The sequence below is a fragment of the Mesorhizobium sp. KR9-304 genome, from assembly GCF_040049215.1.
In the GTDB taxonomy this organism is placed as follows: domain Bacteria; phylum Pseudomonadota; class Alphaproteobacteria; order Rhizobiales; family Rhizobiaceae; genus Mesorhizobium_K.
In genome coordinates, this window is sequence record NZ_JBDZDN010000002.1 from 41,562 (window position 1) to 67,232 (window position 25,671).

The window sequence follows — 25,671 nt, forward strand, 5'->3', positions numbered from 1 at the left end:
TAGCGTGTTCTCGTGGCCACGAAGAGCGACCTCCCGACTCATGGCGCCCTCGATCGGCTCGCTAATGCGCGGCTGGCCGCCATTGTCGATTCCTCGTTCGATGCCATCATCAGCAAAGATCTGAACAGCATCATCACGACCTGGAACCATGCGGCCGAGCGCCTCTTCGGCTACACCGCCGAGGAAGCCATCGGCCAGTCGGTGCTCATGCTCATTCCCGAGGGTCTGCAGAGCGAGGAGGCCGAAATCATCTCCCGCGTGCGGTCAGGCGATCAGGTCGCGAGCTACGAGACAACGCGCCGCCGAAAGGACGGCACGTTCGTTGCCGTTTCGCTGACCGTCTCCCCGATCAGGAGCGACGACGGCGAGATTGTCGGCGCGTCCAAGATCGCCCGCGACATCACGCTGGCGAAGGAGAATGAACGCCGCATCCGCTTGCTGATGCGAGAGGTCAACCATCGCGTGAAAAACCAGTTCGCGGTGATCCTGTCCGTTGTCCGCGAGACCAGCCGGCGCGCCACCGATCCACGCGAGTTCGAGGAGCAGATACGCGACCGCATCATGGCGCTGTCGCGCTCGCACGATCTGCTCGTCACGTCGGAATGGACCGGCGCCAGCCTGATCGATCTGCTGCAGGAGCACCTCAAGCCGTTTGGCCATGACGAACAGATCTCGCTTTCCGGCCCGCTCGTCACGCTGCAGCCGAACGCCGTCCAGCATCTCGGCATGGCTTTCCACGAGCTTGGAACCAACTCGTCGAAATACGGCGCTCTTTCAGCCGGTGCAGGCCAGATAGCGATCAACTGGCACATCGTCACCTCGGCCGAAGGCCGCCGGGAGTTCCAGCTGGTTTGGGACGAGACTTCCGTGGCGGCACCGGCAGAGGCAAAGGAACCCGCCGAGCCGAGGAAGGGTTTTGGCAGCGTCGTGCTTCAGCGCGTGACGCCGCAGTCGCTGAGCGGCACTGCGGTGCTCGAGCGCTCGCCCGGGCGCACCAGATGGGCGTTGGCCGCCCCGGTTGAAACCACGCTCGTTCTGCCGGTCGGCGAACACAGCCAGATGCTCGCCAGGGCCGAGGCGCCGGCGCCAGCCTAGGCGGCAGCAGCACCACGCCTCATCATTCATGACGCAGCTTGATGGTTCCCCCGAAATCGGCGGAACTGGACCTAGTGACGGGTCCTCTCACCTGCCAAGTTCTGCCAAAATGGCCCGTTCCCAGGATTATGGGCGGGTCCAGTGAGGCGGCACTAAATGGCAGTCAGGATCGGCATCAATCCCATCACCTGGACGAATGACGACGTGCCGGAACTCGGCGGCAACACGCCGCTGGAGACCTGCCTCGCCGAGACGGCTCAGGCAGGCTACCGCGGCACCGAGCTCGGCGGCAAATTCCCGCGCAAGAGCGCAGAGCTTGGCCCGATCCTCGCTTCCAACGGCCTCGAACTCGCCTCCGGATGGTATGACGGCCGCATCCTCGACCGCGAGGTCGACGAGGAATTCGACGCCATCCTCCCGCACCTGACCCTGCTGCGCGATCTCGGTGCGAAGCGTGTCGTCTATGCCGACACCTCGCGCGGCCGCCACGACGCCATCCACGCGCCGATCTCCGAGCGTCCTCGCCTGCCCGACGGCGACTGGCCGGCCTACGGCAGGAAGATCACGGAGCTCTCCGAACGTTTCGCCGAATTCGGCGTCGGCATGGCCTTCCACCACCATATGGGCACCATCGTCGAGACCGACGCCGAGGTCGACAGGCTGATGGCGTCCACCGGCGAAGCCGTCGGGCTGCTCTTCGACACCGGCCATTGCCTGTTCTCCGGCGGCGACCCGAACTCCCTGCTGCGCCGACATCTCGACCGCATCGTGCATTTCCACTGCAAGGATGTGCGTGGGCCAGTCCTCGAAAGAGCCCGCGCCAGGGACGTGAGCTTCATGGCCGCCGTCATGGAAGGCATCTTCACCGTGCCCGGCGACGGCTCCATCGACTTCCTGTCGCTGCTGAGGCCGCTGGCCACTCGCGGCTACGATGGCTGGTTGATTGTCGAGGCCGAGCAGGATCCGGCCAAGGCACATCCTCTCACCTACGCCACCAAGGGCTACCGCTCGCTCCTCGCGACCGCCAGGGAGGCCGGTTTCGCGGTGCTGGAGCGACAGGGCTGAGGGCGGAAACGATGGCCTACGAGGTCGGGCTCGGTTCGGAAAGGCACTGCACGATCAAGGAGATCGCGGAGCGATCCGCGCTCGGCGCCGGCACTGTCCATCGCGCTCTCAAGGGCGACAGGCTGGTCAGCACGGCGACGCGGCGCCTCGTCCTCGATACGGTGCGCATCCTCAACGAGGAGAAGATCTTGCGCGCCGCACGGCTGGAGCATCGTGCCGAAAAGATGCAGTCTCCTGGCGACCAAGCGCAAGGAGCGTGACGTTGGGCGAGCATATGCGCCTGTCCCTGGACATCCTGTCGGTCGACCGCGCCTCGGACGATCCGATGCACCGGCAGATCTACGGCGCGCTACGCCGGTTCATCCTCGATGGCCAGATCGCCCCGAACACGCTGCTTCCCTCCACCCGTTCGCTCGCCGAGGACCTCAAGGTCGGGCGCAACACGGTCATCGCCGCCTACGACCAGCTGCTCGCCGAGGGCTTCATCGAGGCGCGCGCCGGCTCCGGCACCTGGGTCGCGCAGATCAAGCAGGCCCGCACGCCCGCCAGCCCGCGCACCCGTCTCGGCGGCAGCCCGCGCCGCCTGTCGGCGCGCGGCGAGACGATCGTCAACGGCCCACAGCCGCCGCGAAATGCGGGCGTCATCAATTTCCACCCCGGCGTGCCCGAGACCGCATCGTTCCCCTTCTCCATCTGGTCAAGCCTACTGGTGCGCAATTCGCGCTCGCGCGACGAGACCCTGCTCGGCTATCTCTCCTTCGCCGGCCATCCCGGCCTGCGCGCCACCATCGCCAGCAACATCTCGGTCTCGCGCGGCATCGACTGCGCGCCAGAGCAGGTCATCGTCGTCACCGGCGCGCAGGCTGCGCTGGACCTCGTCTCGCGCGTGCTGATGGACGAGGGCGACCATGTCTGGATGGAGGAGCCGGGCTATCTCGGCGCCAAGAGCGCCTTCCTCGCCGCCGGCGCGAAACTCGCGCCGCTGAAGGTCGACCGCCGAGGCTGGAACCTCTCCGATCCCGACCTTCCGCAGCCGCGCCTGATCTATGTCACGCCCTCGTGCCAATGGCCCTTCGGCACCATCATGCGCATCGAGGAGCGGCTGCAGCTACTCGACATCGCCGAGCGCCATGGCGCCTGGATCATCGAGGATGATTTCGACGGCGAATATCGCTTCCGCGGCCGCCCGGTGCCGGCGCTGCGCGGCCTCGATCACGCCAACCACGTCGTCTACATCGGCTCGTTCGGCAAGACTCTGCTGCCTGCCTTGCGCATTGGCTACCTGATCGTCCCGCCCGAGCTGGTCTCGTCCTTCGACAAGGCTGTATCGATCACCGGCCAGTTCGCGCCGCTGATCCTTCAGGCCACCGTCAACGATTTCATCAAGCAGGGCTATTTCGCCACCCATCTGAAGCGCATGCGCCGGCTCTACGCGCGCCGGCAGGCGAATTTCGTGAAACTGTGCCGCGAGCATCTCGGCGACTGGGTGACGGTGGCGGAGAACGATTCCGGCATGCAGTTGCTCGCCAGCTTCAAGCGGCCGCTGAACGACTTCGACGTGGTCGCCGCCGCCGTCAAGGAGGGGCTCGACGTACAGGCGATCTCGATCAACTACCACTCGACCGCGCCCGAGCATGGACTGCTGCTCGGCTACGCCGCAATGGACGAGCGCCAGATCCTGCGCGCCGTACTCGCGCTGCGCGCCGCCTTCATGCGGCTCGACCGGGAATAGCACCGGAAGCCATTTGCACGCAGCGAATATCGGCGTTCCAGTCAGGCGTCGAACTTCTGCAGATCCACCGCCGGCTGGTTGCGGATAACCACCTCGTCCAGCGCCGCATCCTCCAGCGCCACCCGCGCCGCCTGGTCGATATTGTGGATGATCGCGGCGACCTCCTCGTCGCTGTGCATCGGGCTGGTCGCCACCATCACGGTGCAGTTGAGGATCTCGAGCGATCCCTTGCACATGCCCTCCTTGTAATCCAGGCGCAGGCCTTTGTTCTCGGGCAGCGTGTAGGGGTTCAGCGCCGTGTGGTGCGCGCCCTCATGCATCAGCACCTGATCCCATTGCGTGAAGGTATGACGCCCCGTCTTGCCGGCGATCACGGCTGGCATCGCCTTCACGAAAGCCTGCGCGGCGTCCTCCGTCGGCAGCAGGTACATCACCTGCGTCGCGCAATCGTGGTCGGCGCTGTTCATCGGGCTTGCCCTCAGGCCGAGATTGTCGAGATGTTTCGTGCCGGCGAGTATCTTCTTCTTCTCCGCCCGCATCGCGCGGATCATCCCGTCCAGCCTGTCGAGCTGCACGTTGAGCATGGCGCCCAGGAGTTCCGATGCGCGCGCGCCGACGCCGGCGAAAGGCTTCGTCTCGTCGTTCCTGCCCTGCCAGTAGAAATGGCACGGATCGATGTAGCAGCGGGCACGTTCCGCGACCTTGGGATCGCTGGTGGCGATACCGCCGCCCTCGCCGCCGCTCATGTTCTTGAAGAAGTTGAAGCTGAATGCGCCGGCGTGCCCGATCGAACCGAGCTTGCGACCCTCGTAGGACCCGCCGATGCCCTGGCAGACATCCTCCAGCACCTTGAGCCCGCGCCGGTCGGCGATATCCATGATGGCGTCCATGTTGCAGGCCGCGCCCCACATATGGACGGGGATGATGGCGCGCGTATGCGGTCCGATCGCATCGCTTATCGCATCCGGGCTGATCGTGATCGTCTCGTCGATATCGACGATGACCGGGATCGCGCCCACCGCCAGCACCGCGGTCGCGGTCGCCATGTAGGTGTGCGCCGGTACCAGCACCTCGTCTCCGGGTCCGATGCCGAGCCCCACCAGCCCGGCAGCCAGCCCGTATGTCCCACTCGCGCCGAGCGCGAATTCGCCGACATCAAGATGTTTGGCGTAACGCTTCTCGAAGCGCTCGCATTCGCTGTCGTCGCGATAGCGGAACAGCTTGCCGGAGCGGATCACCCTGGCGATCGCCTCGATCTCTTCCTCGCCCGCTAGATACATCGCCGCCTCCGGTCGCTTGTCGGGAAAATGAAATTGGTATCGTGTGATGCACCTGCCCGCCGGAGCACGAAAGAACCACTCCACGCCAATCGGACCGATCCACTGGCTCTTCGTACGGCGCTTTCCCGCCTGTTTTGCGCCGGCAAGCGCGGTCCCGGACCAGCGTGTTGCAAGCGTATCCATCAGAATCCGCCGAAGTGGCTCTGTCTCGCCGGCCGGTTTCGCGGTTCCCTTTAGTCCAGTTGGGCAACGCCATTTGGCTAGACGCCATTTTGGCTAAACGGTTGGTTCCATGACTTCAGGAACAGACTTTGGACGACCCGCGACGCAGGCTGGCATCCGCAAAAACGGGTTTCGCGCATGACCGCGTCCGCCTCCAAGCGCCGCCTCGTGCTGCATGAGGACGACGTCGGCATGTGCCACGGCGCCAACACCGCCTTCTTCGAGCTCACGAAACTCGGCGTCTGCAGCTCCGGCGCTGTCATGGTGCCCTGCCCGTGGTTCCCGGAACTCGCGGAAGCCGCTGCCAGCGATCCGGCGCTCGATGTCGGCGTCCACCTCACGCTCAACGCAGAGAAGCGCCACTACAAATGGGGTCCGCTCACCGCTCCGTCACGAGCTTCCGGCCTCGTTGACGACCTCGGCTATTTCCATCCCGATGTCGCCACGACCCGGCGGCTGGCACATCCCGACGCGGTCGAGACGGAGCTTCGCGCGCAGATCGAAACCGCCTATGCCGCGGGCATCGACGTCACCCATCTCGACGCGCATATGGGCTGCGCGCTGTCGCCCGAATTCTGCGATATCTACATCAGGCTCGGACTCGAATACCGCCTGCCGATCCTGCTCACCTCGACCATCGCCGCCTACACGCCCAACGACAACCTCGTTGGCGTGACCGAGGAGGCCCACGCCCGGGGCGTGGGCAAGGCCCGCGCCGCCGGCTTCGAAATCTTCGACGCCGCGCTGCAGACGACTTGGGGCCGGCCGCGCACGAAACCGGCCGAGCCTGCATACCGGGCGATCATCGAAAGCGTGAAGGAAGGGCTGACCTTCCTCTGCCTGCATTTCAACGCGCCCGGCGAGCTGGAACTGATCGAGCCGCGCGCCGCCTATATCCGCACGGAAGAATACGACGTTTTCCGCAACGAAGCTTTTGGCTCCTGGCTGCTGGCGCAGGATCTCGACATCATCGGCATGAAGCCATTGCGCGACGAACTGCGCGGCAAGCTGCCTGCCCGTAACAACGAACTCGCACAGGGAAAGCGCGCATAAGACGCGCACCCGTTCGATTTGCCCGCCTTTCGGCGCGCAGCACCAAGGGAACTGCAACTCTAACGGCAAACGGGAGACAGAATATGAAGCTCTTAGCCAAACTCGCCTTCGCAACCCTAGTCTCGGCGAGTTTTCTCGCCGGACTGGCTCAGGCCGCCAACCTGAAGGAAGCAAAGGACGTCCGCATCGCCTTCGTCGTCCACGGCTCAGCCTCCGACCCCTACTGGTCGGTTGTCAAGCGCGGCGTCGACGACGCTGCCGCGCTCACCGGCGCAACCGTCGAATATCATTCGCCGCAAGTGTTCGACGTGGTCGAGCAGGCGCGCCTGATGGAAGCCGCAATCGCCACCAAGCCGGACGGCATCGCCGTCTCGATCGCTGACGCCGACGCCATGAAGAAGTCTGTGCAGGCAGCACTTGCCGCCGGCATCCCGGTGGTCGTCGTCGACTCCGGCGAACTGACCGGCGAGGCGATGGGCACCACGCTCTATGTCGGCACCGTGTCCGAATACGACTCCGGCAAGAAGGCCGGCGAACGCCTCGCCAAGGACGGCATCCTGAAGGTCGTCTGCATCAACCACGAAGTCGGCAATGTCAGCCTCGACGACCGCTGCCGCGGGCTGAACGACGGCCTGTCGCCTTCCGGCGGCGGCACCGAAGTCGTCGCCGTCACGCCGGACCCGGCCGACATCACCCGCCGCACCGAGGCTTACCTCTCGGCCCATCCGGACGTGCAGGCCGTGTTCGCCATGGGCGCCGGCGCCGCCAACCCGTTGATCCCGATGTTCCGCGACAAGGAGCTCTTCGGCAAGCTGAAGCTCTACACCTTCGACATCAGCCCCGAGGTGCTCGACTCCGTCATCGCCGGCGAGATGGGCTTTGGCATGGACGCCCAGCAGTACCTCATGGGCTTCCTGCCGGTCATCTATATGGTCGAGAACGCCACCCACGGCTTCTGGCCGATCAACGACTCCTACACCGGCCCGCTCTTCATCGACACGCCGGCCAAGGCCCAGGCCATGCTCGGCCTCGCCAAGGACGGTATCCGCTAAAGTAGTCGGTTGGGCTCTTCGCGCCCGGTTGAAGCACCCCCACTCCGGCCGCTTCGCGGCCACCTCTCCCCCTGCCCGGGGGAGAGGAAGGGAGCCGGCGGTGCCGCTATTTCCTCTCCCCGTCGATCGGGGGAAAGGTGGCCGCGAAGCGACCGGAGCAGGGGTCGACAGGACTTCCCCATCCGGAGCCTGTTTGCACATCATCAATCTTGTGATCTGAAAATTTGGGGAGCCTAATGGCGGCTGTGGAACAGCAAGTCACATCTGGGGACGTGGCGGCAACGACCGAAAACCGCTTCGGCATCAAGCCGAAGCGGTCGGCTGACGCCGACGAACGGCTGGCCCAGGCTGGTGCCTTCACCAAGCTGCTCCGCCGCCCCGAAGCGGGCGCCGCCGGCGGCTTGCTCGCGACAATCATCATCTTCGCCCTGCTGCCCGGAGCGGCCAATCTTTATTCGCTGCAGGGGGCGATGACCTTCCTGACGCTGTCGGCGGAGCTTGGCATCATCGCCACCGCCGCCGCGCTGCTCATCATCGCCGGTGAGTTCGACCTGTCCGTGGGCTCGATGATCGGCTTTGCCGGCGTCGTCATCGGACTGACGGTTCGCGAACTCGGCTTTCCCCTCTGGGGCGGCATCGCCTCGGCTTTCGCCGTCGCCATCTTCTTCGGCTACATGAACGGCCTGATCGTGGTGAAGACGCGGCTGCCGTCCTTCATCGTCACGCTGGCGTCGCTCTTCATCCTGCGTGGCCTTTCGATCGGCATCACCCGCGCCGTCACCGGCCGCACGCAGATACCCTACATCCTCGAGGACGTGCCCGATCCGTGGACTGCAGGCCTCTTCAACGGCCATCTCCTCACCGGCTTCTTCCAGTGGATGGCCGACCAGGGCTGGATTGGCGCGCGCTCCGACGGCGTTCCTTTCGTCGCCGGCGTCCCGGCGTCCATCGTCTGGTGGATCGGGATCACCGTCATCGCCGGCTACGTGCTCACCCAGACACGCTACGGCAACTGGATCTTCGCCACCGGCGGCGACCAGGACGTGGCGCGCAATGTCGGCGTGCCGGTCGGGCGCGTGAAGATCAGCCTCTTCATCTGCACCGCCTGCGCCGCCACGCTGCTTGCCACCATCCAGGTCATGGAAGCGGGCTCCGCCGACACCACGCGCGGCCTGCTCAAGGAATTCGAGGCGATCATCGCGGCAGTCATCGGCGGCGTGCTTCTGACCGGCGGTTACGGCACCGTCTACGGCGTGCTGTTCGGCTCGCTGATCTTCGGCCTCGTCCAGATGGGCATCTTCTACACCGGCATCGATACCGACTGGTTCAAGGTCTTCCTCGGCCTCGTCATCCTCGCCGCCGTGCTGGTCAACACCTACATCCGAACCAAGGCGCTCGGCGGAGGACGCAGCCGATGACCCTCACCCCCGCCATGGAGCTGCGCGGCGTCAGCGTCAGCTTCGGCTCCGTCAAGGCGCTGCAGGACATCGACATCAAGGTCTATCCGGGCGAGGTGCATTGCCTGCTCGGCGACAACGGCGCCGGCAAATCGACGCTGATCAAGGTGCTGTCGGGCGTTCACCGGCCGAGCAAGGGCGAGATACTGGTCGACGGCAGGCCGGTAACCTTCCGCAGCCCGCGCGATGCGCAGGAACTTGGCGTGGCGACCGTGTTCCAGGACCTCGGTATGATCCCGATGATGTCGATCTCGCGCAACTTCTTCCTGGGGCGCGAGCCGACGAAGAGCCGCCTGCCCTTCTCCCGCATCGACAAGGAACTCGCCAATGCGGTCGCCAAGCAGGCGATGGCCGATATCGGCATCGACGTGCGCGACCCGACCCAGGCCGTCGGCACTCTGTCCGGCGGCGAGCGCCAGTCGGTGGCGATCGCGCGCGCGGTGCATTTCGGCGCCAGGGTGCTGATCCTCGACGAGCCGACTTCCGCGCTCGGCGTGCATCAGGCGGCGATGGTGCTGAAGTTCATCGTCGAGGCGCGCATGCGCGGGCTGGCCGTCATCTTCATCAGCCACAACATCCACCATGCCTATCCGGTCGGCGACACCTTCACCCTGCTCAACCGGGGCCGCAACCGCGGTACCTACGCCAAATCCGAAATCTCCCGCGACGAGGTCATCTCGATCATGTCCGGCGGCGAGGATCTGAAGGCGGTCGAGGCCGAGATCGCGGTGCTGCTGGCGGCCATCGGCAACCGCCCGGCCGCGGCGGTATGATTCATATCGGAGCTTGAATTCATGTCCAGACTACGCGTCGGCGTCATCGGTGCCGGCACCATTTCGCAGGTCGAGCACATCCCGAACCTTGTCGCGCTCGGCGATCTTTTCGAACTGGTCGGCGTCGCCGATCCGTCGGCCACCGCCCGTCAGTTCGTGACCGCCACCTGGGGCGTTCCCTGCTTCAAAACCCCCGACGCCCTGCTCGACCGGAAACTCGATGCGGTCGTCATCGCCGCGCCCGACCCGCTCCACCACGAATTGGTCATGGCAGCGCTCGCGCGTGGGTCGCATGTCTTCTGCGAGAAGCCGCTGTGTTACTCCCCCGAGGAAATCGCGGACATTATCGCCGCCCGCGACAAGGCCGGTCGTGTCGTCCAGGTCGGCTACATGAAGCGCTTCGACCCGGCCTACCGTCACGCCATCACCGTACTCCCCGGTACGGCAAAAACGCTCCGCTACGTCTCCGTCGAGGTCAACGACCCCGATGCGTGGCCATTCATTGCTCATTCCCGTACGAAATTCGGAAATGACGTGCCGGACGCGTTGAAACAGGCCGCTGTGAACAAAAAACGGGCCCAGGTAGAGGCAGCTTTCGGCAAGCCTTTGAGCAAGCTCGCCTTTTCTGGATACACATCGGCCTACAGCTCTTCGCTTATCCACGACGTCAATGCCGTGCACGGGCTGCTCGATGCGCTTGGCGTTCCAGATGGCGAGGTTGTCGGCGGCCAGATTTTCGCCAATGGAGCCGGCGGCCAGGGAACCGTGCGGCTTCTTGATGGCCAAGCGGTCTGGACCATGTCCCACCTGACCGTGCCGAAGCTCGCCGACTACAAGGAGCGGATCTCCCTCTATTTCGACGATGCGATCCTGGAGCTGGAGTTCCCCTCGCCTTATCTGAACCACCACCCGACGCGGCTTACGCTAAAGAAATCAGATGGTTACACCCTCTCCAGCGACGAGATTCGCCCTGGCTACCAGGAAGCCTTCGTCGAGGAATTGCGCGGCTTCCACGCTTCGATCGTCAACGGGGAGCCGGTCGTCAACCTCCCGGAACACGCAGCCCGCGACCAGAAACTGCTGATCGGCCTGACCCGCCGCTATCTGGAGACGATCTGACCGCAAGACTTGGATAACTTCCGTCTGAACGTGGAATCCTATCAACGCCCGTAGCCTAGAGTACGGTCGCAGCCACCAGCCACAGCGCCGCGCCGAACCGCGCCGACGACGCCTTCGCCGCATCGACCAGATCGGCCGTCCGCCAGATCGCCCCTACGATGAAAAAATTATAGGGCAGCGGCGCGTGGAAGATGAGCATGGCGACGAGGAGATCGGCCTTGAAACCAAGCGCCATAAGGCCTGCGAAGGCCGCGGCGAGGTTCAGGGCCGAACCGATGACGATCATGTCGCGCCAGAACAGCAAACCCAGCGGGACCCGCCGGCCCCAGCGCCGAACGAAGAAGGCAAGCGGTCCGGACCGCCGGGTCACTTCCATCAGCATCTGCTAACGTTCCTGCTTGCCGCGCTCGGATCAGTATTGAATAGGAAGGGTTTCGCGGCCCGGCAAGGACGCATCCGTGGAATTGTGGAAAATGTTTCATCCACGCGCGGCGGCCATATCGCCGACCCAACCCGACCGCTAGCATCGCCCGATGAAGCCCTCCCGCGACGTTTCCCGCCTCATCGAGATCATGGCCGCCCTGCGCGACCCGAAAACCGGCTGCCCCTGGGACATCGAGCAGAACTTCTCGACCATCGCCCCCTATACGATCGAAGAAGCCTACGAGGTCGCGGACGCCATCGCCCGAAACGACATGGACGATTTGCGCGACGAACTCGGCGACCTGCTCCTCCAGGTCGTCTATCACGCGCAAATGGCTGAAGAAGCTTATGAATTCGCCTTCGGAGACGTGGTTCATGCGATCACCGAGAAGATGATCCGCCGCCATCCGCATGTCTTCGGCGACGAAAAAGCCCGCAGCGCCGGCATGGCCAAAGGCATGTGGGAGAAGATCAAGGCGGAGGAAAAAGCCCTCAAGCGCGAGACCCGCCTCGCCCGCGGCCTCGACCCCGAGGACCATGGAAGGGGCTTCCTTGACGGCGTCCCGGTAGCCCTTCCGGCCCTTACGAGAGCTTTGAAACTGCAAGAAAAAGCGGCGCGCGTTGGCTTCGACTGGACCGAGCCGGGCCCGATCCTCGACAAGATCGAGGAGGAAATCGGCGAGTTGCGCGAGGCGCTATCCGTCGGCGACGCCGCCGCCATGAAGGACGAGTTCGGCGACGTGCTGTTCGCGCTGGTCAATCTTGGCCGTCACTTGAAGATCGATTCCGAGGCGGCGCTCTCCGGCACCAACGAAAAATTCCGCAGCCGTTTTCATCATGTCGAGCGCGCCCTCAACGCCTCGGGCCGGACCCTCGACGCCTCCTCGCTCGACGAAATGGAAGAGCTTTGGCAGCAGGCTAAGAAGGTGAGCTGAGGCTGCTTAAGATCTGTTTTTATGATGTAATCTGCTTTCGATCTCATCGCGAGCAGCTTCCGTGGCCCTGATCGAGATCGACACGCTGCCGTCCTCCTCGTCTTTGCGGGAGAGGACATCGCCGTTGCGGTAGAGCCAGTCGGTCAGCGCGAGCTGATCGGGTCGGAGCGTGACGGTCATCTCCTTCAGGTCACCCGAAACGCGCTGCTCGATGATGGCGGCGAGCGCGTCCAACCCCTCGCCGGTCACTGCCGATATCGCGATCGGCGGTTCCGGCCTGTCCACGGTTCCATCCACGAGCAACCGCGAGCGATTGCTGTCGTCCAGCAGGTCGATTTTGTTCCAGACCTCGATCACGCGCTCCCGATTGCTCGCATCGACGCCGAGGTCGCCGAGGATCCGTTCGACATCCTCGGCCTGCGCGGCCGTGTCCGGATCGGCTATGTCCCTGAGGTGGATAACCAAATCGGCCTCGACCACCTCTTCCAGCGTGGCCCGGAAGGCAGCGACTAGGTGCGTCGGCAGGTCGGAGATGAATCCGACCGTATCGGACAGGATGATCGGCGTGCCGTGCGGCAGGCGCACCCGGCGCAGCGTCGGGTCGAGCGTCGCAAACAGCATGTCCTCCGCGAGCACGCCCGCGCCTGTCAACTTGTTGAAAAGGGTAGACTTTCCGGCGTTTGTATAGCCGACGATCGCGACCACCGGGAACGGCACTTTCTTGCGCTTGGCGCGGTGCAGATCGCGCGTGCGGCGCACCGTCTCCAGCTCGCGCTTCAGCTTGATGATCTTGTCCTGCAGCACGCGTCGGTCGGCCTCGATCTGCGTTTCGCCGGGGCCTCCTAGGAAGCCGCCGCCGCCTCTCTGGCGCTCGAGGTGGGTCCAACTCCTGACCAGCCGCCCCTTCTGGTAGTTGAGATGCGCAAGCTGGACCTGCAACGCGCCTTCCTTGGTCCGTGCGCGCTCGCCGAATATCTCGAGGATCAGCGCGGTGCGGTCCAAGACCTTGGCATTCAACTCTTTTTCGAGATTGCGCTGCTGCACCGGCGTCAGCGGATGATCGAAGATGACGACCTCGATCTTTTCATCCTTCACGATTCCGGCGATCTCTTCGACCTTGCCGCTTCCGAGCAGAGTCGCCGGCCGCGGTTCGTTGACGATCACGACCGCGCTGTAAACGATATTGAGATCAATGGCTTGCGCCAGTCCCACGGCCTCTTCGTGGCGCGCATCCGGTGATCTGGTCAGCCTCGGGCGGTTCTGCGTGGACTCATCGTCAGGGCGAAAGGATCGCGGCAACACCGGCACGATGACGGCGGCGCGCGTCGGCGCCTTGGCGCGGTCGACACCGGTCTGCCTGGTCGAATTACCGCTTGCCCCCTGGCCCGCGTTTTTTTGACGTGCCAATCAGGCGCTCTGACTGGCTTCCTCGCCATCAAACATCTGAACCGGCTGGCTCGGCATGATGGTGGAAATGGCGTGCTTGTAGACAAGCTGTGAGTGCCCGTCGCGACGCAGCAACACGCAGAAATTGTCGAACGAGGTGACCACGCCCGTCAATTTGACGCCGTTGATGAGGAAGATCGTAAGTGGATTTTTGGTCTTTCGGACCGAATTCAGGAACAGATCCTGTAGATTTTGCGAGCGTTCCGCCATTTTTCTTATCTTTCGCCAATCCCCGAAGTGCGCATGCCAATGCGCCAAATTTAACCGCGCCTGTCAAGCACACAAAACCGTCTCACTGCCACTATCAACGACAGGTAGACGAGACATCAAAGACTTCTTCTGCCTGCGGTTATCAGGCCAGCCTTTTTTCCGCAACGTCAAAAAAGGCCTCCCGCAGGGAAAGTACAACCGAACCGGGGTGGCCGTTGGCCACCGGGGCGCCGTCGATTGCCACCACCGGCATGGCGATCGTCGTGGCCGAACTGATAAAGGCCTCCCGCGCGGCCTTGGCCTCGGCGACGGAGAAGCCGCGCTCCTCGATCTTAAGGCCCAGCTTCGCCGCAACTTCGAATAGCGTCGTGCGCGTGATACCCCGCAAGATGCCGTGTTCGGCGGGGCGAGTGACCAGAACCCCGTCCTTGGTGACGATCCAGGCGTTCGACGACCCGCCCTCCTTCACGTTGCCGTCCGCATCCACGAACCAGGCCTCCTGCGCGCCGGCTGCCTTGGCCTTCTCCTTGGCAAGCACGTTGGGCAGCAGGCCGACTGTCTTGATGTCGACCCGGTCCCAGCGATTCTCGGGCACGGTGATGACCTTGATGCCGTGCTCAGCCTTCTTGGCATTGACCGCCGGGGCAATCTTCTTGGCCGTGATCACGAGCGATGGCTTTGTGTCCGCCGGGAACAGGAAGTCGCGGCTGGCCACACCCCGGGTCACCTGAAGATAGATAAGCCCGTTTTTCACGCCGTTACGTCTGACCACCTCTGCCATGACGATCTCGAGCGTCGAGCGATGCATCGGCCATGCCATCTGCAACTCGCTCAACGAACGCGCGAGACGGTCGAGATGGCGCTCGGCGTCAACGATGTAGCCGCGCGCCACCTCGCACACTTCATAGACGCCGTCGGCGAACTGATAGCCCCTGTCTTCGATGTGCACACACGCGTCGGCGTGCGCGACGTAGCGTCCGTTAACATAGGCAATGCGCGGCATGATTTACGTGGCCCCGAAATGAATCTTTGTTATGCGATTCCGACGCTGCCGCAACCGCAAGTCCTTGGTCCAGCGATGATTTACCCCGAGGGCAGGCCCTCACACCCCGAGTGATTTCAGTTTGCGATGCAGGGCCGAGCGCTCCATGCCGATGAACTCCGCGGTGCGCGAGATATTGCCGCCGAACCGGTTGATCTGCGCGATCAGATATTCCTTCTCGAACATCTCGCGCGCCTCGCGCAGCGGCAGAGCCATGATGTGCTGGTCCGACTGGTTCGGCGCCCTCGGCATCACGTCGCCGATCTCGGCCGGAAGCAGGTCCGCGGTAATCGGCGCTTCGACGTCGTCGCCGCGAACCAGGATCATCAGCCGCTCGATGTTGTTGCGAAGCTGCCGCACGTTGCCCGGCCAGTTGTGCGCCTGCAGGACAGCAAGGGCATCGTCGCCGATCCGCCTTGGCCTTATGCCCGCCTGCCGCGCCACCTGCTTCATGAAGTGATCGACAAGATAGGGAATATCCTCGCGGCGCTCGGCGAGCCCGGGCACCACGACCGGAACCACGGCAAGCCGATGGTAGAGATCCTCGCGGAAACGTCCGTCCGCAATCATCGCCTCGAGATTCTGGGCAGTGGAAGAGAGAATGCGGACATCGACCTTGACCCGCTTGGTTCCCCCTACCCGTTCGAACTGCTGGTCGACCAGAACGCGCAAGATCTTGCTCTGCGTCTCGCGCGGCATGTCCGCGACCTCATCGAGATAGAGAATGCCGCGATGAGCCTCCTCCAGCGCGCCTACCTTGCGTTCGCCGCCATTCGATTCCGTGCCGAAGAGTTCGATCTCCATGCGTTCCGGCGTGATCGTGGCCGAATTGACGCTGACGAAAGGTCCGCCCTTGCGCGAGGACAGCGCATGGATAGCACGCGCGGCAAGTTCCTTGCCCGATCCCGACGGGCCGACGATCATGATGCGGCTGTTGGTGGGCGCCACCCGCTCGATGGTCTGGCGCAACTGGCTCATCGCCGGCGACATGCCGATAAGGTCGAACGTCTCGCCGCTGCGCAACTTGAGATCGGACACCTCGCGCCGGAGTTTCGACGTCTCCAGCGCCCGTTCGGCGATCAGTATCAGTCGGTCGGCCTTGAACGGCTTCTCGATGAAATCGTAGGCGCCGCGGCGAATGGCCGACACGGCGGTCTCGATGTTACCGTGTCCGGAGATCATCACCACCGGCAGGGACGGGTGCATCGTCTTGATCTGGTCGAGCAGCGCAAGGCCGTCGAGGCGCGAGCCCTGCAGCCAGATGTCAAGGAAGACCAGCCTGGGCACACGGTCGGCAATCGCCGCCATGGCGCTGTCGGCATCATGCGCAGTCCGCGTCTCGTGGCCCTCGTCGCTCAGGAGGCCCGCGACCAGTTCACGTATGTCCTGTTCGTCGTCGACGATGAGAATGTCAGACGCCATCACTTACCTTTTCGATTGCTATTTCAAACGCCGTCGAAGCGCCGTCCGGGATGCCTGAGGCGGAAGCGGCAGGCAGGATCATCGTGATCATCGCACCGCGCCCGCCATAGAAATCCGTCGGGGCGTCATGGAGTTCCAATCGGCCGCCATGGTCTTCGACGATTTTCTTGACGATGGCGAGGCCCAGCCCGGTCCCCTTCTCGCGCGTCGTCATATAAGGTTCGAGCAGCCTCTGCCGGTTCTCGCGCGGCAGGCCTTTTCCATTGTCCATCACGTCGACGCGGATCATCCCGTCGACCATGCCGGCGCGGATGCGGATCGCGCCCGTGTCGCCGATCTCCTTGTTGACGGCTTCGATCGCCTCGGCTGCGTTCTTGATGATGTTGCCGAACGCCTGTGCCATCAGCCGGCTGTCGAAGGTGCCTTTGAGCGGCTCTTCGCCGAAGTCGCGCTCGAACTTGATGTCGGAGCGGCTGACCTCGACCAGAAACGAGGCTTCGCGCAGCGCGTCGCGGACGTCGATCGCCTTCATCTCGGGCTTGGGCATGCGCGCGAAGGCGGAGAACTCGTCGACCATGCGGCCGATATCCTCGACCTGGCGGATGATCGTGTCGGTGCACTGGTCGAAAACCTCGCGGTCCTCCGTGATCACCTTGCCGTAGCGTCGCCGGATGCGCTCGGCCGAGAGCTGGATCGGCGTCAGCGGGTTCTTGATCTCATGCGCGATGCGCCGCGCAACGTCGGCCCAGGCCGAGGAGCGCTGCGCCTGCACGAGATCGGTGATGTCGTCGATCGTGACGACATAGGACTTGTCGTCCTGCTGATAGTCGCCGCCTTCGATGGTGACCTGCACATTGAACGTGCGCTCCGCGCCGGTTCGATAGAACGTCACCTGCTCACGATAGACCGGGCGTCCGGACTTGCGGCCGATCTCGAAGACGCGACCGACATGCGGCAGAATGGTCGACAGATTCTTTCCCAGAGACGCATCCGCCGAGATGGCGAGCATCGTCTCGGCAGAACGGTTGACGATGGTGATCGTTCCGTACGGATCGACGCCGATGACGCCGGCCGTGACGCCCGCCAGCACCGCCTCGGAGAAACGGCGGCGCTCGTCGACAAGGTCCTTCGCGTGCAGGATCTCGTTGCGCTGCGACTTGAGCTCCAGGAGCATCTTGTTGAAGGTATCGCCAAGCGAAGCGACGTCTCCGTCGGACAGGCGCACGGGCACCGAGACGTCGAGGTTGCCGGTCGCCACCTCGTCGGCCGCGCCGATCAACTGCCGAATCGGCCGCACGAGCCGGTCGGCCACGGCGATGCCGGTCCATATCGCCGACAGAACGATGATCAGCGTCAGACCGAGGTAGAGCAGGCCGAACGCGATCTGGGTGGTGCGGCGGTTTGCCTCCAGCCCGCGATATTCGTTGCTGTTGGCCGTCACGATCTGGCGCGCCCTTATGACTTCCGGATCGACGAGGCGGATCGTGTAGAGATAGGCGTCCTCGATCTGTCGCAGCTTGAGGATGGCGCCGACGATGTTGCTGGTCCGCGGCTCGATCAGCACGGGCTGTCCGACGACGGCTTTCTCCAGCGCCTCCGCTGGCGGCGGCGGCATGTCGAAATCCGACCGCGTATCGGCATTCATGATGAAGGAGCCGTCGACGCGCACCAGCGCGGCGTGAGCCAGCGCGCGCCCAACGGCCTGCCGGCTGAGGAACTCGCGGAACCCGGTCCGGTCGAGGCCATAAAGGGGCCGCGCGTTGTCGAGGTCGTTGGCCATCGACAGCGTCGTGCCCTGCAGGTTGCGCGCATTCTCGCGCACATAGGCTTCCGCGATCGACAGCGACGAGTTGATGATCGTCTTGGTGCGGATTTCGAACCAGCGGTCGAGGCCGATATCGAGCGTGATCGATGCAATGATGGCGACAAGCAAGGCCGGCAGCACGGCGATGAGCGAGAACATGGCGACGATGCGCACATGGAGCCTGGACGCCGCCTTGCCCCGACGCCGGGCCATGGCGATGCGGTGGACCTCCCGCCCGATCAGCGCGATCAGCACCACGACGAAAAGCGCGTTGATGACGATCAGGGCGATCGTCGTCGTTTCGTCCGGGGTGATGGGCGTGGCGCCCACCAGAATCGCGAAGGAGATTGCAGCGGTGACCAGCGCGCCAACAACCGCCACGACACCCGGCAAGGCCAGCAGCCGACGGCTGTCGGCCACAGCCGTGTTTTCGAAATACCTATCTGGAATCGCCGGTGCCTGAACTGCCATCGTCCGCTTCGATGCGCGTCAATTGTGGCGATCTATGCAACGCATTGTGGCGATTGTGCAACAAGGAGTGGCATTCCTGCCACGGAGAACGTGTTTTTCCGGCAACACATCTTGGTGAAGGCGGAATAACAGACCGGTCTCGCGAGGCGCGTCAATTCGACTTGGAGGCCCGGTAGACGTTCACGCCGAGGTCCCGAATCTTTTTCCGGAGCGTGTTGCGGTTGAGGCCCAGCAACTCCGCGGCCTTGATCTGGTTGCCTCTGGTCGCCGTCATCGACGCGAGAACAAGTGGATACTCGACTTCCGTCAGGATGCGCTGGTAGAGACCCGGCGGCGGGAGATCGCCTCCGAAGCTCGAAAAATAGCGCTGCAGATAGTGTTCGGCGGCCTGCCCGATGGTGAGATTCTCCGCAACCATCGCGACGCCGGAAGCGGCCGGCTGCTCGCCGGTCTTCAACTCCGCCTCGATGACCTCGGCGGAGATCTCGTCCTGCGGATAGAGCGCGGCCAGCCTGCGCACGAGATTCTCGAGCTCGCGCACGTTGCCCGGCCAGGGATAACGCTTCATCAATTCGATGCCGCCGCTCGATATGCGCTTCGTGCGCAGCCCTTCGCTCTCCCCCTCCTTGAAGAAATGCCGCACGAGATCGGGAACGTCCTCGGCGCGCTCGCGCAACGGCGGCAGCCTGAGCGGCACCACGTTTAGCCGGTAGAACAGATCCTCGCGGAACAGTCCCTGACTGATCAGCGTGCGCAGATCCTTGTTGGTGGCGGCGACGATGCGGACGTCCGTCTTGATGGGCGTGCGGCCGCCGACTGTCGTATATTCGCCCTGCTGCAACACCCGGAGCAAACGTGTCTGTGCCTCCATAGGCATGTCGCCAATCTCGTCGAGGAACAGCGTGCCGCCTTCGGCCTGCTCGAAGCGTCCCGTCGACCGGTTCTGCGCGCCGGTGAAGGCTCCCTTCTCATGGCCGAAGAGCTCCGACTCGATCAGGTCGCGCGGGATCGCGGCCATGTTGATCGCAACGAACGGCCCGCTGCGGCGGCGGCCATATTCGTGCAGCGCACGCGCGACGAGTTCCTTGCCGGTGCCGGACTCGCCGCTGATCATGACCGTGAGGTCGGTCTGCATCATGCGGGCAAGCATGCGGTAGATGTCTTGCATCGCGGCGGATCGGCCGACCAGCGGCATCGCCTCCGCCTGTTCCTCGGCCCGATTGTCGAGCTTGGGACGCCGCGGCTCAGAAAGGGCGCGGTTGACGATGCTGAGCAGTTCGTTGAGGTCGAAAGGCTTCGGCAGATATTCGTAGGCGCCCGTTTCCGAAGCGCGGATTGCCGTCATGAACGTGTTCTGCGCGCTCATCACGATGACGGGCAGTTCGGGCCGCGCCTTCTTGATGCGCGGAAGCATGTCGAATGCGTTTTCGTCCGGCATGACGACATCGGTGATGACCAGATCACCCTCACCCGCCGAAATCCACCGCCAGAGCGTGGCCGCGTTCGACGTGACCCGGACTTCGTGGCCGACGCGGGAAAGCGCCTGGTTGAGCACGGTACGGATCGCCGCATCATCGTCGGCGACCAGAATATTGCCTTGAACGGTCACGAGTGGTCTCCTTTGGCCTCGCCCTCAGGGGCGGCCGAGACATTTCTCCAGGCGGGCATCAGCACGCGGAACGTCGTCCCGCGCGGCGTCGAGTCGCACTCGATGATGCCGCCATGGTCGCCGACGATCTTGGCGACCAGGGCAAGCCCCAGGCCCGAACCGTTCGGCTTGGTTGTTATGAATGGATCGAAAAGGATGGGCAGGATGTCCTCGGACACGCCGGGCCCGTTGTCCTTGACGCAGAATTCGAGCGGCAGAGAGACGCGGTCCTGCGTGCCTGGAAAAGAAACGCGAATGCCCGGACGGAAAGCGGTCGAAAGCGTGATTTCTCCGCCCGGAACGTTGCCGACCGCTTCGGCCGCGTTCTTCACCAGATTGAGGAAAACCTGAATGAGCTGATCGCGGTTCGCATAGACCGGAGGCAGCGACGGGTCGTAGTCCTCGAGGATCTTGATCTGGCTTGCGAACCCGTTCTTGGCGATCGCCTTCACATGGTCGAGGACGACGTGGATGTTGACTGGATAGCGGTCGATGGGACGCTCGTCCGAAAAGATCTCCATGCGGTCGACGAGTGACACGATACGGTCGGTCTCATCGGTGATCAGGCGCGTCAGCGCCCTGTCCTCATCCGAAACCGCGGTTTCAAGGAGCTGTGCCGCGCCGCGAATGCCGGAGAGCGGATTCTTGATCTCGTGCGCGAGCATCGCCGCCAGTCCGGTAACCGAACGCGCGGCGCTACGGTGCGTCATCTGTCGGTCGATCTTGTCGGCCATCGACCGTTCCTGGAACATCACGACCACGGAACCGGGAAACTCCGGAACCGGCGCGACATAGAGGTCGACGACCTTCTCGATGCCGATGCGGGGGGACGAGACGTCGACGCGGTACTCGTTCACCGGCGCCTTGCGCGCCCGAACCTGGTCGACCAACGCCAGGATGGGGCTGCCGAAGGGCATGAAGTGCGCCAGCGTCTTGCGGGAGAGGCCAGCGGCGCTCGATCGGAAGAAGTCTTCCGCGTCGGCGTTAGCAAACGTGATGTTGCCTTCCGGCCCAATCATGATGACCGGCCGCCTGATCGTGTTCAGCACGATCTGGGCGGCGTCGGCCTCCGCGGCGCCGGGGTGCGTTGCCACGGTCATGCCGCCGTCCTAACCGACTCGAACTGCTCCGCAATGATGAACGCAGTGCGCAATGCCCCGATGACTTCGACCGGGTCCAAGGACGTCATGATCCTGCCACGCAGCTCGGTTGCCAAGCCGGGAGCGTGACGATCCAGGTACCAGCCGAGATGCTTGCGCGCCTGCCGCAGCCCGCTCTCGACGCCATACAGGGAGAGCATGTCCTCATAATGCTCGACGACATACTCGGCCATCGCTTCGCCGTTGGCGGGGGCACTGCCGGAGGTGTCTCCGCGAGCCGCGCTCGTAATTTCCCCAACGATCCACGGCGCGCCGTAGCTGGCGCGACCGACCATGACGGCATCGGCGCCGGAAAGCCGCAGAATGGCCCTGGCGTCGGCCGCCGAACCGACGTCGCCGTTCGCCACGACCGGAATCGAGACCGCTTCCTTGACCCGCGCTATGGCCCGCCAGTCCGCCTTTCCCTGGTAGAACTGGCAGCGTGTCCGGCCATGGATCGTGACCATCTTCACGCCGGCCTGCTCGGCGCGGCGCGCTAGAACTGGAGCGTTCAGCGCGGTGTCGTCCCAGCCCAGCCTCATCTTCACCGTGACGGGCACGCCGACCGCGGCCACCACCGCGTCGATAAGCGTCAGCGCGTGGTCAAGATCGCGCATCAGCGCCGAGCCGGAGTATCCGCCCGTAACCTTCTTCGCCGGGCAGCCCATGTTGATGTCGATGATGTCGGCGCCCTCGGCTTCGCTAATCCGGGCCGCCTCGGCCATGTGGTGCGCTTCGCGTCCGGCAAGCTGCACCATATGGACCGGCAGGCCGGAATGGCGTACACGGCGTCCGGTGTTGGGACGGCCTCGGGCGAGTTCTCCGCTCGCCACCATCTCGGACACGACAAGCCCGGCTCCGTGCCAATAGGCGCGACGGCGGAAGGCCTCGTCGGTGACGCCGGACATCGGCGCCAAGAATACGCGATTGCGTATCGACACGCCGCCAACAGCGATAGGCTCGGCGAGCTTATCAAATTCAGCCATGCATAAAAACCAAGCACATTCCCTGTTTGCCCAAGGAATAGACAGTTTCCTGCGGGTGTGCAACCTGCAACTGGCGCGAAATTGTGTCGCTTTCGGGATTCCTCTGGTTTTCAGGCAGCAGCGCGACTATGCGTCACGCGATGCAGAATGGTTCAGACACAGAGCCCGAAAAAGCGGCCGTCGTCATCGTGGCAGCCGGCCGCGGCGAGCGGGCCGGCAAGGCTGACGGCCCCAAACAATACCGCATGATCGGGGGACATCCGGTGGTCTCCCACACGATCCAGGCCTTTCTCGGCCACCCGCGGATCGGACGGATCGTCGTCGCCATCCATCCGGACGACGACGAACTTTTCCGTTCCTGCATCTCGGGCTTGGAGGACGAGAGGCTGGAGGCCATTCACGGCGGCGCGACGAGGCAGGAATCGACGCGGCTTGCGTTGCGCGCGCTGCGCGACCACGCGCCGAGCATGGTGCTGATCCACGACGGCGTGCGCCCTTTCGTCGACGCAGCGCTGATCGACCGCACGATCGACGCCATCGACGAGCGCCAGGGAGCGCTGCCGGCGATGCAGGTGGCCGATACGCTGAAGCGCATGAACGGCGACGGCAATGTCGGCGAGACGGTGCCGCGCGCCGGCCTGCATGCCGCGCAAACGCCGCAGGGCTTCCCGTACTGGCCGATACTGGCGGCTCACGAAAAGGCTTTCCAACTCGGCAAGCAGGATTTCACCGACGATGCGGCGGTCGCCGAATGGGCCAAGATTCCCGTGCGTATCGTCACCGGTTCGCCGGACAACATGAAACTGACCTGGGCAAGGGACATGGTCGTGGCCGACCAGCGACTCGGCGGCAGGCTCGTTTTTCCGGATGTTCGCACCGGCAACGGCTATGACGTGCACGCCTTCGAGCCGGGGGACCACGTAACGCTCTGCGGCGTAAAAATCCCGCACGGCAAGAAGCTTTCAGGCCACTCCGACGCGGATGTCGGCCTGCACGCTCTCACGGACGCGCTGCTCGCCACGTGCGGCGCCGGCGACATCGGCACGCATTTCCCGCCATCGGATCCGAAATGGAAGGGTGCGGCGTCGCATCTTTTCGTGGAACACGCAGCCGCGATCGTGCGTTCGAACGGCGGCCGTATCGCCAATGCCGACATCACGCTGATCTGCGAGGCTCCGCGCATCGGCACGCACCGCGAGAAGATGGTCGAGGCAATGGCTGCGATGCTGAACATTTCCACCGATCGGATTTCGATCAAGGCAACCACGAACGAGCGGTTGGGTTTCGTGGGCAGGGAGGAAGGGATCGCCGCCATTGCCACAGCCAGCGTCGTCTTCCCTGGAGACGTTCCCGAATGAACGGGACGTTCGCATGAATGACTGGGGCGATCTGGCCGACAGGTTCCTAAAAGCCTGCGCGCGCCGCAAGATCCTAGTGGCGACCGCGGAATCCTGCACCGGCGGCATGATCATTTCGCTGCTCACCGACATTCCGGGATCGTCTTCGATGGTTGACCGCGGTTTCGTCACCTATTCGAACGAGGCCAAGACCGAGATGCTCGGCGTGTCCGAGGAAACGCTCGACAGGCATGGCGCGGTGTCCGCCGAAACGGCTTACGAGATGGCGGACGGCGCGCTGAAGAATTCGCGCGCCGGCATCGCGCTCGCCGTCACCGGCATCGCCGGACCGGATGGCGGATCAACTGAAAAGCCGGTGGGGCTGGTCTGGTTCGGGCTGGCGCTTTCGGGAAAGCCAGTCGTCACGGAGAAGCGCATCTTCCAGAATCTCGGCCGCGACTACATCCGCAGGCAGACCACCAAACACGCACTCGAGATGGGCCTGCTGGCGCTGGGCGACTAACCGGTAGCTTCCCGTGGGCCATAAATCGCGTCGGCCCGTTTCTCGAAAGCATTCGTGAACATGCGAAAGGCGCGGTCGAACATGGCGCCCATCATGGCGCCGAGGATGCGGCTCTTGAACTCGTAGTCGATGAAGAAGTGGATATCCGTTCCGCCGTCCGGCGCCGGATCGAATCGCCAGATGTTGCTCAGGTAGCGGAACGGGCCATCGAGATACTTGACGTCGATCGCCATCTGATCGGGCTTTAGATGCACTTGGCTGGTGAATGTCTCGCGGATTGCCTTGTACCCCACGGTCATGTCGGCGACGAGCACGGTGCGGCCGTCGCGCTCCTTACGCGACCGCACGCTCAGCGCCTCGCACAGCGGCAGGAATTCCGGATATTTTTCCACGTCGGCGACCAGCGCGAACATTTCGTCCGGCGGGTGGCCGACATGCTTGATCGTCTCGAATTGCGGCATGGAGCGCCGGCTTACGATTTCGCGAGCTGGGCCTCGCGCGCCGCGCGCAGCCGGGCGAAATCCTCGCCGGCGTGATGCGACGAGCGGGTCAGCGGGCTCGATGCGACGAGCAGGAAACCCTTTGTCCTGCCGATCGTCTCGTAGGACTTGAATTCTTCCGGCGTGACGAAGCGCTTCACCGGATGATGCTTCTTCGACGGCTGCAGGTACTGGCCGATGGTCATGAAGTCGACATTGGCGGAGCGAAGATCGTCCATGAGCTGCAGGATCTCGTTCCGCTCCTCGCCCAGTCCGACCATGATGCCCGACTTGGTGAAGATCTGGGGATCGAGTTCCTTCACGCGCTGCAGCAGCCGGATCGAATGGAAGTAGCGCGCACCGGGCCGAACGGTGAGATAGTTCGACGGCACGGTTTCGAGATTGTGGTTGAACACGTCGGGCTTAGCCGCAACCACGATCTCAAGAGCGCCGTCCTTGCGCAAAAAGTCCGGCGTCAGGATTTCGATCGTCGTGTTCGGCGTGACCGCGCGGATCGCGCGGATGACCTCAGCAAAATGCTCGGCGCCGCCGTCATCGAGATCGTCCCGGTCGACCGAGGTGATGACGACGTGGGTCAGCCCCATCTGCTTGACGGCATCGGCGACACGCGCCGGCTCGTCATGGTCGAGCGCCGTCGGAATGCCGGTGGCGACGTTGCAGAAGGCGCAGGCGCGCGTGCAGATCTCGCCCATGATCATGAAGGTGGCGTGCTTCTTGTCCCAGCACTCGCCGATGTTGGGGCAGCCGGCCTCCTCGCAAACCGTGACGAGCTTGTGCGTCTTCACGATCTCGCGCGTGTCGGCATAACCTTTGGAGGTCGGCGCCTTGACGCGAATCCAGTCGGGCTTTCGGAGCACCTCCTGGTCGGGCCGGTGGGCCTTCTCGGGATGCCGGACGCGCGGGGCGTTGGCGATGCGATCGAGGACGGTGACCATGA

At 63.9% G+C, this 25,671-nt stretch carries 24 protein-coding genes; 12 read left to right on the plus strand and 12 right to left on the minus strand.

The window, feature by feature from the left end:
* Window positions 1–12: 12 nt before the first annotated feature.
* From ABLE71_RS12450 to ABLE71_RS12465, 4 genes are all read left to right on the plus strand, one after another.
* The gene (locus ABLE71_RS12450; RefSeq protein WP_348783768.1) at window positions 13–1,095 is read left to right on the plus strand and encodes a PAS domain S-box protein; all 1,083 of its coding nucleotides are present in this window, start codon (window positions 13–15) and stop codon (window positions 1,093–1,095) included.
* A gap of 156 nt (window positions 1,096–1,251) precedes the next feature.
* Entirely contained in the window at window positions 1,252–2,160 is a 909-nt protein-coding gene (gene iolE, locus ABLE71_RS12455; RefSeq protein WP_348783769.1) for a myo-inosose-2 dehydratase, read from the plus strand.
* An 11-nt stretch (window positions 2,161–2,171) separates the two neighbouring features.
* Window positions 2,172–2,420: a hypothetical protein gene (locus ABLE71_RS12460; protein WP_348783770.1), complete on the plus strand. Its 249-nt coding sequence runs from the start codon at window positions 2,172–2,174 to the stop codon at window positions 2,418–2,420.
* Between the two features lie 14 nt (window positions 2,421–2,434).
* Window positions 2,435–3,892 carry a PLP-dependent aminotransferase family protein gene (locus ABLE71_RS12465; protein WP_348783771.1) on the plus strand — a complete coding sequence of 486 codons (1,458 nt, stop codon included), beginning with the start codon at window positions 2,435–2,437 and terminating at the stop codon, window positions 3,890–3,892.
* 41 nt (window positions 3,893–3,933) lie between these two features.
* Here ABLE71_RS12465 and ABLE71_RS12470 read toward each other — a convergent pair whose 3' ends face one another.
* Entirely contained in the window at window positions 3,934–5,172 is a 1,239-nt protein-coding gene (locus tag ABLE71_RS12470) for a DegT/DnrJ/EryC1/StrS family aminotransferase (RefSeq protein ID WP_348783772.1), read from the minus strand.
* 360 nt (window positions 5,173–5,532) lie between these two features.
* Here ABLE71_RS12470 and ABLE71_RS12475 point away from each other — a divergent pair, with 360 nt between their 5' ends.
* From ABLE71_RS12475 to ABLE71_RS12495, 5 genes are all read left to right on the plus strand, one after another.
* Complete coding sequence (locus tag ABLE71_RS12475; RefSeq protein ID WP_348783773.1) at window positions 5,533–6,447, plus strand: polysaccharide deacetylase family protein; 915 nt, start codon at window positions 5,533–5,535, stop codon at window positions 6,445–6,447.
* An 83-nt stretch (window positions 6,448–6,530) separates the two neighbouring features.
* Window positions 6,531–7,499, plus strand: a complete 969-nt coding sequence (locus ABLE71_RS12480) for a sugar ABC transporter substrate-binding protein (RefSeq protein WP_348783774.1) — start codon at window positions 6,531–6,533, stop codon at window positions 7,497–7,499.
* 236 nt (window positions 7,500–7,735) lie between these two features.
* Window positions 7,736–8,917 carry an ABC transporter permease gene (locus ABLE71_RS12485; protein WP_348783775.1) on the plus strand — a complete coding sequence of 394 codons (1,182 nt, stop codon included), beginning with the start codon at window positions 7,736–7,738 and terminating at the stop codon, window positions 8,915–8,917.
* The gene (locus ABLE71_RS12490) at window positions 8,914–9,729 is read left to right on the plus strand and encodes an ATP-binding cassette domain-containing protein (protein WP_348783776.1); all 816 of its coding nucleotides are present in this window, start codon (window positions 8,914–8,916) and stop codon (window positions 9,727–9,729) included. Before ABLE71_RS12485 ends, ABLE71_RS12490 begins: the two co-directional genes overlap by 4 nt.
* 21 nt (window positions 9,730–9,750) lie before the next feature.
* Window positions 9,751–10,848 (plus strand): Gfo/Idh/MocA family oxidoreductase, encoded by a 1,098-nt coding sequence (locus ABLE71_RS12495; RefSeq protein WP_348783777.1) that lies wholly within the window; start codon window positions 9,751–9,753, stop codon window positions 10,846–10,848.
* Between the two features lie 55 nt (window positions 10,849–10,903).
* Here ABLE71_RS12495 and ABLE71_RS12500 read toward each other — a convergent pair whose 3' ends face one another.
* Complete coding sequence (locus ABLE71_RS12500) at window positions 10,904–11,230, minus strand: hypothetical protein (protein WP_348783778.1); 327 nt, start codon at window positions 11,228–11,230, stop codon at window positions 10,904–10,906.
* A 151-nt stretch (window positions 11,231–11,381) separates the two neighbouring features.
* On the opposite strand from ABLE71_RS12500, the gene mazG reads away from it, so the two are divergent.
* Window positions 11,382–12,206 carry a nucleoside triphosphate pyrophosphohydrolase gene (gene mazG / locus ABLE71_RS12505; RefSeq protein WP_348783779.1) on the plus strand — a complete coding sequence of 275 codons (825 nt, stop codon included), beginning with the start codon at window positions 11,382–11,384 and terminating at the stop codon, window positions 12,204–12,206.
* Between the two features lie 6 nt (window positions 12,207–12,212).
* Here mazG and hflX read toward each other — a convergent pair whose 3' ends face one another.
* The 8 genes from hflX to dusB all read right to left on the minus strand — a co-directional run bounded on the left by hflX (window position 12,213) and on the right by dusB (window position 22,374).
* A complete protein-coding gene (hflX, locus tag ABLE71_RS12510; RefSeq protein ID WP_348783780.1) occupies window positions 12,213–13,613 on the minus strand; it encodes a GTPase HflX in 1,401 nt (466 codons plus the stop codon).
* The gene (hfq, locus tag ABLE71_RS12515; RefSeq protein ID WP_121582987.1) at window positions 13,614–13,862 is read right to left on the minus strand and encodes an RNA chaperone Hfq; all 249 of its coding nucleotides are present in this window, start codon (window positions 13,860–13,862) and stop codon (window positions 13,614–13,616) included.
* A gap of 142 nt (window positions 13,863–14,004) precedes the next feature.
* Entirely contained in the window at window positions 14,005–14,865 is an 861-nt protein-coding gene (locus ABLE71_RS12520; RefSeq protein ID WP_348783781.1) for a D-amino-acid transaminase, read from the minus strand.
* Between the two features lie 99 nt (window positions 14,866–14,964).
* Complete coding sequence (locus ABLE71_RS12525; protein ID WP_348783782.1) at window positions 14,965–16,326, minus strand: sigma-54 dependent transcriptional regulator; 1,362 nt, start codon at window positions 16,324–16,326, stop codon at window positions 14,965–14,967.
* Window positions 16,316–18,601 carry a PAS domain-containing sensor histidine kinase gene (locus ABLE71_RS12530; RefSeq protein ID WP_348783783.1) on the minus strand — a complete coding sequence of 762 codons (2,286 nt, stop codon included), beginning with the start codon at window positions 18,599–18,601 and terminating at the stop codon, window positions 16,316–16,318. The genes ABLE71_RS12525 and ABLE71_RS12530 overlap by 11 nt, the downstream gene beginning before the upstream one ends.
* A 151-nt stretch (window positions 18,602–18,752) precedes the next feature.
* A complete protein-coding gene (gene ntrC / locus ABLE71_RS12535) occupies window positions 18,753–20,210 on the minus strand; it encodes a nitrogen regulation protein NR(I) (protein WP_348783784.1) in 1,458 nt (485 codons plus the stop codon).
* A complete protein-coding gene (locus tag ABLE71_RS12540) occupies window positions 20,207–21,349 on the minus strand; it encodes a nitrogen regulation protein NR(II) (RefSeq protein WP_348783785.1) in 1,143 nt (380 codons plus the stop codon). Before ABLE71_RS12540 ends, ntrC begins: the two co-directional genes overlap by 4 nt.
* Window positions 21,346–22,374, minus strand: a complete 1,029-nt coding sequence (dusB, locus tag ABLE71_RS12545; protein ID WP_348783786.1) for a tRNA dihydrouridine synthase DusB — start codon at window positions 22,372–22,374, stop codon at window positions 21,346–21,348. Before dusB ends, ABLE71_RS12540 begins: the two co-directional genes overlap by 4 nt.
* A gap of 140 nt (window positions 22,375–22,514) precedes the next feature.
* On the opposite strand from dusB, the gene ABLE71_RS12550 reads away from it, so the two are divergent.
* The gene (locus ABLE71_RS12550) at window positions 22,515–23,732 is read left to right on the plus strand and encodes a bifunctional 2-C-methyl-D-erythritol 4-phosphate cytidylyltransferase/2-C-methyl-D-erythritol 2,4-cyclodiphosphate synthase (RefSeq protein WP_348783787.1); all 1,218 of its coding nucleotides are present in this window, start codon (window positions 22,515–22,517) and stop codon (window positions 23,730–23,732) included.
* Window positions 23,733–23,745: 13 nt separating this feature from the next.
* Window positions 23,746–24,234 carry a CinA family protein gene (locus tag ABLE71_RS12555; RefSeq protein WP_348783788.1) on the plus strand — a complete coding sequence of 163 codons (489 nt, stop codon included), beginning with the start codon at window positions 23,746–23,748 and terminating at the stop codon, window positions 24,232–24,234.
* Here the strand turns inward: ABLE71_RS12555 and ABLE71_RS12560 are convergent.
* Together ABLE71_RS12560 and lipA are read right to left on the minus strand one after the other, a co-directional pair.
* On the minus strand, window positions 24,231–24,695 hold the full coding sequence (locus ABLE71_RS12560; protein WP_348783789.1) for a type II toxin-antitoxin system RatA family toxin: 465 nt from the start codon (window positions 24,693–24,695) through the stop codon (window positions 24,231–24,233). The two genes, ABLE71_RS12555 and ABLE71_RS12560, sit on opposite strands and share 4 nt — an antisense overlap.
* Window positions 24,696–24,706: 11 nt before the next feature.
* The gene (gene lipA, locus ABLE71_RS12565) at window positions 24,707–25,669 is read right to left on the minus strand and encodes a lipoyl synthase (protein WP_348783790.1); all 963 of its coding nucleotides are present in this window, start codon (window positions 25,667–25,669) and stop codon (window positions 24,707–24,709) included.
* Between the last annotated feature and the right edge of the window lie 2 nt (window positions 25,670–25,671).

Coding starts and splice junctions, on each gene's coding strand:
- hfq (WP_121582987.1), bottom strand. CDS start 13,862: ATGGCGGAACGCTCGCAAAATCTACAGGATCTGTTCCTGAATTCGGTC.
- ABLE71_RS12460 (WP_348783770.1), top strand. CDS start 2,172: ATGGCCTACGAGGTCGGGCTCGGTTCGGAAAGGCACTGCACGATCAAG.
- dusB (WP_348783786.1), bottom strand. CDS start 22,374: ATGGCTGAATTTGATAAGCTCGCCGAGCCTATCGCTGTTGGCGGCGTG.
- ABLE71_RS12480 (WP_348783774.1), top strand. CDS start 6,531: ATGAAGCTCTTAGCCAAACTCGCCTTCGCAACCCTAGTCTCGGCGAGT.
- lipA (WP_348783790.1), bottom strand. CDS start 25,669: ATGGTCACCGTCCTCGATCGCATCGCCAACGCCCCGCGCGTCCGGCAT.
- ABLE71_RS12465 (WP_348783771.1), top strand. CDS start 2,435: ATGCGCCTGTCCCTGGACATCCTGTCGGTCGACCGCGCCTCGGACGAT.
- ABLE71_RS12520 (WP_348783781.1), bottom strand. CDS start 14,865: ATGCCGCGCATTGCCTATGTTAACGGACGCTACGTCGCGCACGCCGAC.
- iolE (WP_348783769.1), top strand. CDS start 1,252: ATGGCAGTCAGGATCGGCATCAATCCCATCACCTGGACGAATGACGAC.
- ABLE71_RS12475 (WP_348783773.1), top strand. CDS start 5,533: ATGACCGCGTCCGCCTCCAAGCGCCGCCTCGTGCTGCATGAGGACGAC.
- ABLE71_RS12485 (WP_348783775.1), top strand. CDS start 7,736: ATGGCGGCTGTGGAACAGCAAGTCACATCTGGGGACGTGGCGGCAACG.
- ABLE71_RS12560 (WP_348783789.1), bottom strand. CDS start 24,695: ATGCCGCAATTCGAGACGATCAAGCATGTCGGCCACCCGCCGGACGAA.
- ABLE71_RS12555 (WP_348783788.1), top strand. CDS start 23,746: ATGAATGACTGGGGCGATCTGGCCGACAGGTTCCTAAAAGCCTGCGCG.
- ABLE71_RS12500 (WP_348783778.1), bottom strand. CDS start 11,230: ATGCTGATGGAAGTGACCCGGCGGTCCGGACCGCTTGCCTTCTTCGTT.
- ABLE71_RS12540 (WP_348783785.1), bottom strand. CDS start 21,349: ATGACCGTGGCAACGCACCCCGGCGCCGCGGAGGCCGACGCCGCCCAG.
- ABLE71_RS12530 (WP_348783783.1), bottom strand. CDS start 18,601: ATGGCAGTTCAGGCACCGGCGATTCCAGATAGGTATTTCGAAAACACG.
- ABLE71_RS12550 (WP_348783787.1), top strand. CDS start 22,515: ATGCAGAATGGTTCAGACACAGAGCCCGAAAAAGCGGCCGTCGTCATC.
- ABLE71_RS12495 (WP_348783777.1), top strand. CDS start 9,751: ATGTCCAGACTACGCGTCGGCGTCATCGGTGCCGGCACCATTTCGCAG.
- ABLE71_RS12525 (WP_348783782.1), bottom strand. CDS start 16,326: ATGGCGTCTGACATTCTCATCGTCGACGACGAACAGGACATACGTGAA.
- ABLE71_RS12490 (WP_348783776.1), top strand. CDS start 8,914: ATGACCCTCACCCCCGCCATGGAGCTGCGCGGCGTCAGCGTCAGCTTC.
- ABLE71_RS12470 (WP_348783772.1), bottom strand. CDS start 5,172: ATGTATCTAGCGGGCGAGGAAGAGATCGAGGCGATCGCCAGGGTGATC.
- mazG (WP_348783779.1), top strand. CDS start 11,382: ATGAAGCCCTCCCGCGACGTTTCCCGCCTCATCGAGATCATGGCCGCC.